The 6,659-nt window shown below is 38.6% G+C and carries 3 protein-coding genes and 4 tRNA genes; 1 reads left to right on the top strand and 6 read right to left on the bottom strand.

The genetic code is table 11. From position 1 onward, the window contains the following. The 5 genes from LIX50_RS08440 to LIX50_RS08420 all read right to left on the bottom strand — a co-directional run. On the bottom strand, positions 1 to 126 hold a 126-nt coding region (locus LIX50_RS08440), incomplete at its 3' end, for a GTP-binding protein (RefSeq protein WP_239992769.1). A 102-nt stretch (positions 127 to 228) separates the two neighbouring features. Next, positions 229 to 304 (bottom strand) — tRNA-Thr (locus LIX50_RS08435). A 3-nt stretch (positions 305 to 307) separates the two neighbouring features. Further along, positions 308 to 382 (bottom strand) — tRNA-Gly (locus LIX50_RS08430). Positions 383 to 424: 42 nt separating this feature from the next. Then, positions 425 to 509, bottom strand: a tRNA-Tyr gene (locus LIX50_RS08425). Positions 510 to 538: 29 nt separating this feature from the next. Beyond that, positions 539 to 614 (bottom strand) — tRNA-Thr (locus LIX50_RS08420). Between the two features lie 214 nt (positions 615 to 828). Here LIX50_RS08420 and coaA point away from each other — a divergent pair. After that, the gene (gene coaA / locus LIX50_RS08415; RefSeq protein ID WP_048953349.1) at positions 829 to 1,764 is read left to right on the top strand and encodes a type I pantothenate kinase; all 936 of its coding nucleotides are present in this window, start codon (positions 829 to 831) and stop codon (positions 1,762 to 1,764) included. Between the two features lie 76 nt (positions 1,765 to 1,840). Here coaA and LIX50_RS08410 read toward each other — a convergent pair whose 3' ends face one another. Next, entirely contained in the window at positions 1,841 to 6,400 is a 4,560-nt protein-coding gene (locus tag LIX50_RS08410; protein ID WP_226385936.1) for a YadA-like family protein, read from the bottom strand. Positions 6,401 to 6,659 lie beyond the last annotated feature (259 nt).

Here is a 6,659-nt window from a genome sequence, read left to right as displayed (position 1 = left end):
ACCACCGTAGTGTTTAGATAATACGGTTGTGATTGCTGCTGTTAAAGTTGTTTTACCGTGGTCAACGTGGCCGATTGTACCCACGTTTACGTGCGGTTTTGTACGTTCAAATTTTTCTTTAGACATTTAAAGAGTCCCTCTAAATAGACACGGTTATCGATGGGTAAATTAAACCACATTAACCAATAAAATTGTTTGCTATAATTGAAGGAAGAGAGAAATGAAGGATGGTGCTGATAGGCGGATTTGAACCGCCGACCTCACCCTTACCAAGGGTGCGCTCTACCAACTGAGCTATATCAGCGTTTGGAGCGGGCAGCGGGAATCGAACCCGCATCATTAGCTTGGAAGGCTAAGGTAATAGCCATTATACGATGCCCGCAAGTCCTAAATTCGTCTGTCCCATCAGGATTCATCTAAAAGATGGTGGAGGGAGAAGGATTCGAACCTTCGAAGGCTGAGCCAACAGATTTACAGTCTGCCCCCTTTGGCCGCTCGGGAACCCCTCCACGCTAAATGAATACTTGATACGAAGGAATGGTGCCGACTATCGGAATCGAACTGATGACCTACTGATTACAAGTCAGTTGCTCTACCTACTGAGCTAAGTCGGCGTGTCGTAAGCAAGTGAGGCGTATTATATGGAAAAAACTTTTCCTGACAAGTGTTTTTTCTAAAAAATTTATTTTTTTTGTCTATTCGTTTAAATCACAATCAAAAATGTGATTTTTTAATCAGAAATCATGAAGTATGCTGAAAAATCAATGCGAAATTTCATCTTATAGAGTATATTTTCTCGCATTTATTTCACGATAAAATCACTACATCATGGAATTTTCAAATCAATTAACCCCGTTTTTAAGCTTCAATCGCGCACAATGGGCTGAATTACGTAAATCCGTTCCGTTAAAACTCACAGAACAAGATCTTAAGCCTCTCCTAGGTTTTAACGAAGAACTTTCACTGGATGAAGTCAGCACAATTTATTTACCCCTGACACGCTTAATTAATTATTACATCGATGAAAATTTACGTCGCCAAACGGTATTACATCGATTTCTCGGCAGAAACAATACCAAAATTCCCTATGTTATCAGTATTGCTGGCAGTGTGGCTGTCGGGAAAAGCACATCTGCACGGATATTACAGTCACTTCTTTCCCATTGGCCAAAAGAGCGAAAAGTTGAACTCATCACCACTGATGGCTTTCTCTATCCACTTGAGAAACTCAAACAAAATAATCTGTTGCAAAAGAAAGGTTTTCCCATTTCCTATGACACGCCCAAACTCATTCGCTTTCTTGCTGATGTAAAATCGGGTAAAAGAAACGTTCATGCACCAATTTATTCTCACCTGACATACGACATTATTCCCAATAAATTTGATGTTGTCGATCAACCGGATATTCTCATTTTAGAAGGATTAAATGTGCTACAAACAGGCAACAATAAAGCAAATCAAACCTTCGTGTCTGACTTTGTTGATTTCTCCATCTATGTTGATGCAGAAGAACATTTATTAAAAGAATGGTATATCAAACGATTTTTAAAATTCCGTGAAAGTGCCTTTACTGATCCTAATTCTTATTTCAAGCACTATGCAAAGTTATCAAAAGAAGAAGCCATTGCCACAGCAAGCAAAATTTGGGATGAAATTAATGGATTAAATCTTAATCAGAACATATTGCCAACACGAGAACGTGCCAATTTAATTCTAAAAAAAGGGGAAAATCACGAAGTAGAATTGGTGAAGCTAAGAAAATAAAAAAGTGCGGTGAATTTTCACCGCACTTTTAGGATTTATTCATGATGGGAAAATCCCATCATAAATGATTACGCTATTACCATTGGTAACCTACACCAACTCCGGCACCCACATCACCACTGGTGTTTGCGTTACCTTGAAGTTTTAAGATTACTTTACCATTATCACTAATACGAGAGTAACCTACAGCTAAAGCATTTTGACCTTTGAAGGTACCCGCTGCTGCAGCCACCATTGCTTTACCTTGAGTATAAGCTTGTGGTAATGCCGCCGCTGCATTCGCACCTGCAATACCTGCACGCGCTTGTTTGCTGTGTTTGTTTACTTTTCTGTCTAGGCTATCAATAGCACCAGCGTGATGATTAATAACATTACTTAAGTTATTAACTGTTCCTTCTAAGCCCGCTACTTTTTTGTTTGTAGCATATAATTGGCTACCATTAACAGCTTGTTTAGATGTTGAATTGAGTTCCGCATCTTTCACATTATTGATATTGGTTGCTGCACCATCCTTACCTGCAAGGTTTAAACCTTTATCGTTAGAGGTAATTGTAGTTGCATTATCACCACTACCGATGGTAACGCCATTTGTTGCTTTTACGCTATTCACATCAATATCTTGTGCTAATGCATAAGTTACAGATTGTCCATCACGTTTTACTTTCAAGTTTTTACCCGCAGTGTGAGTAACCGTATCGCCAGATTTAACTGCAACCCCTTTATCATTAGCAGTTGAAGCTTCGATAACCTCTTGTGAGTCAGCTACTTTCACGAAAGTTGCTGCGCTGTTAATTGCCTCGGCAACTGTATCAACTGTCGCTAACTTACCTTTATCAGCATCAGAAACTGTCACTTTACCTGCATTAGCTGCTTTAGGATCTGTTGAAGCTTCTTTAATAGAACCTTTATTATTATTAATAACAGAGGTTGCATTTACAGAGAAGTTAACTTTCGCATTACCATCTTTATCCACAGTTGGGGTAATAGTTACTGAATTATCATCACTCGCAAAATCAAGACCTTTACCATTAGTTATAGCTGCTGCCTGATTGCCATTAGTTTTTAAATTCCAACCTGCATTTAACACATCATTAACTGTTGCTGCTTCATTTCCATTACCTGAAATTGGCGCTGAAGATACGACTGTTGCATTAGCTACTTTCGCTTTATCAGCTGCTACTTTTTCTGGTGCTGTTAAATGATCATTTAAGTTAGNTACCGAGTCATCAGAACTTGTAAAGTCAAGACCTTTACCATTAGTTATAGCCGCGGTCTGATTGCCATTAGTTTTTAAGTTCCAACCTGCATTTAACACGTCATTAACTGTTGCTGCTTCATTTCCATTACCTGAAATTGGCGCTGAAGATACGACTGTTGCATTAGCTACTTTCGCTTTATCAGCTGCTACTTTTTCTGGTGCTGTTAAATGATCATTTAAGTTAGTTACTTTACCATTTTCAACAGTTGTTCCTTTATCTGCTTCACCAGCTTTAGCCTTCACAGTAATCTTATCAACTTCAATTTCTGATGCTAAACCGTAAGTAAATACTGTGTTATCACCCGTTGTTGTTTGGTTGGCAACTAAGTTCTTACCTGCAACAAATGCTACATTTGAACCTGCTTTAATGGTTGCATTCGCACTGTTATCAGCAGTTTTTACAACTTGCTTATCATTATTTTCAACACGAGCTGTCCAGAATGAGCTGTTAATTGCATCTTTTACTGTATCAACCGTCGCTAACTTACCTTTATCAGCCTCTTCAACCGTTACTTTACCAGCATCATCACCATCAACTTTAGCTGCCGTTACATTACCCTTAACACCATTAATCACGTTTGTAGTATTTACAGCAACATTTACTTTCGCATTGCCTTTGTTATCTACCGTTGGAGTAATCGTTACCGAGTCATCAGAACTTGTAAAGTCAAGACCTTTACCATTAGTTATAGCCGCGGTCTGATTGCCATTAGTTTTTAAGTTCCAACCTGCATTTAACACGTCATTAACTGTTGCTGCTTCATTTCCATTACCTGAAATTGGCGCTGAAGATACGACTGTTGCATTAGCTACTTTCGCTTTATCAGCTGCTACTTTTTCTGGTGCTGTTAAATGATCATTTAAGTTAGTTACTTTACCATTTTCAACAGTTGTTCCTTTATCTGCTTCACCAGCTTTAGCCTTCACAGTAATCTTATCAACTTCAATTTCTGATGCTAAACCGTAAGTAAATACTGTGTTATCACCCGTTGTTGTTTGGTTGGCAACTAAGTTCTTACCTGCAACAAATGCTACATTTGAACCTGCTTTAATGGTTGCATTCGCACTGTTATCAGCAGTTTTTACAACTTGCTTATCATTATTTTCAACACGAGCTGTCCAGAATGAGCTGTTAATTGCATCTTTTACTGTATCAACCGTCGCTAACTTACCTTTATCAGCCTCTTCAACCGTTACTTTACCAGCATCATCACCATCAACTTTAGCTGCTGTTACGTTACCTTTAACTTTATCAATTACTTTTGCCGCATCAACATCAACAGAAACTGTCGTTGTATCTACGCCCTTGTCATCACGTACAGTTTTCACGTTGACTACAGTGCCATCACCATTTGCAAAGTTAATTACATCATTTGGTGTCACTTTATCTTTAGGAGAAATCGCTTTGTTATCAGAGTCTTTTGTTGCAACATCCTCGCCGTTATTTTTGACGAAGAAGCCAGATTTATTCACAGTTTGATCTAACTGATCTTTATTTACAGCTTGATCTGGTTGTGTAGCCCAGCCCACATTATTTAACTGAACACCATTTTTCCCTGCGGTAATCTTATCCTTAGATTCTGGTTTAGTGTTATCATAACCAGTGGCAGTAATATTGCCGTTCTCATCATAGGTATAGGAATTACCTTTCTCATACGGATTATTCTCTGTATCAGAGTCAGTTAATTTAGCGCCTTTTTTCACTATTTCTGATGATGGAATTGACTCAGCGTCGTCTTTAGGATTATTGTTTTCATCTACTTGATCTTTCGGGTACCATTTACCATCATTCGCTTTAACTACATCTACATCGACTTTCTTGCCACCTACTTCGACTTCGGCTTTTGTACTTGCGTAGTCAAGAGGTGAATCTACAGAAATGTTTATATTATGAGTACCATTTTTGTTGTCAAATTCACCATCAACATCTACGTTACCCACGCCAACAAAGTTAACAGTATGTCCAATTGATACTGTACCTTTATCTTCACTAGTAGAAGGTGTAGCTACCTTCCAACCAGCATTAACATAACTATTTAGATTTTTGATTGCATCACCCACATTTGTCGCTGTTATAGGTGCTTTGTCGTTACCATTTTCATCTTTATTATAATCACTACCTTCAGCAATAGTTAATGGTTGTGAGAATCCACTTAACGTACCATTTGGATTTAAAGTAACACCCAAAGCATTAGCTGTTTGGTTTGCTGCCGTACCTAAAGTTTTAGCTACTTGGTAAAGTTGTGAACCATTGATTGCATCAGTTGAGTCTGCTGTAATTTGACCTGCTGCAACATGTTTAATTTGACGTTCATTACCTTTAGATCCAACAGATACAACATTACCTTGCTTACCTGTAGCTTCTTTATTTGTACCATCAGTATCAGTTCCACCTAACTTACCCGCAAAATCAGAATAAACCAATGGAGAACCATCAGCCACAGCTGAATTTACAGCCATAACCTTTGTAGACTCTTTCCCTGCATCACTACCATGGCCTAGTACAACAGCGCCATCACGACCTGCGGCTACAGTTATATTTGAACCTAATGTTGAAACATTATTACTGGATATCTTTGAATCTGCACCAACAGCCGCGATGTTTTTACCTGATAATACTGAGTTACTACCCACATTAACAGAACCCTGGCCAGATACTTTTGAAGCACTACCAACAGTAATGGAATCCCAAGAATTAGCTGTAGCGCTTTGCCCCATCGCAGTAGAGTAAGTTCCCAAAGCTTTTGATTGTGCACCAGTTGCAGTAGCTCGCTGAATTGCCTCTGCCTGTTGACCGACAGCAGTAGATGACTGTCCTTTCGCATTAGCAACTTTACCTACTGCTGTAGAGTCCACCTCATCTGCAACAGCGTGGGCACCAAGTGCAGTACTGCCCTGACCCCTAGCTAATGAATATGCCCCTAATGCAACCGCTGCATTTTGAGCGTTTGCACCACCAGTATCCTTACCATTTGCAAAATTACCAGTTGCTTGAGACATTAAACCTATTGCGATATGTGCATTACCGGCTGTACCAGAATTAGAACCAGAAAGAGCACCATTACCAATTGCAATACCATCATAAGCATTTACTTTCGCTTCAGCTTTATTTTCACTTAAACCTGTTTTAGCTTTATAGTCTGCATTTCCATAAAATTGATTTGTTACTGTGTCAGTTCCAATTGCTAATCCGCCTCTATCTTCTGCTTTCGTAACTACATTTGCAGCTTGTGCTCCACCTGCCACAACAGCTAAAAGTGCGGTAGAAATTGCGGCTAATTTTACAGATTTTGATTTACCTTTTGCGGACGCTAATTCACCCACAGCAGTCCAAGTTTGGGTTGCGTGATTCCAAATTACTTTGAAAATGTTGTTCATTCAGGTTTTCTCCTAGTATTAAAATAGATAACAGCGGTTTTCGCTATCGGCATAACGAATAGATAAACAGCCTTGTTTATCAGATTAACGTCTTTTATAACAAATTTGTCTATAAAATACGCTATTTAAATTTCGCACGAATTCTACAAGCAATTAAAATAAATGAAAAGTATCTTTACCAAAATTTACAATCTTTACATTGTAAATTATTGACTTTACATTCAATCTCTGTGAATAACGGATAACTTTATAACGTAAG

Source organism: Haemophilus sp. Marseille-P9675, from assembly GCF_916862695.1.
GTDB classification, from domain to species: Bacteria; Pseudomonadota; Gammaproteobacteria; order Enterobacterales; family Pasteurellaceae; genus Haemophilus; species Haemophilus haemolyticus_K.
This window is presented reverse-complemented; position numbering and strand designations above follow the sequence as displayed.

Excerpts from the sequence above, each read along its gene's own strand:
- coaA (WP_048953349.1), top strand. The coding sequence starts at position 829 with ATGGAATTTTCAAATCAATTAACCCCGTTTTTAAGCTTCAATCGCGCA.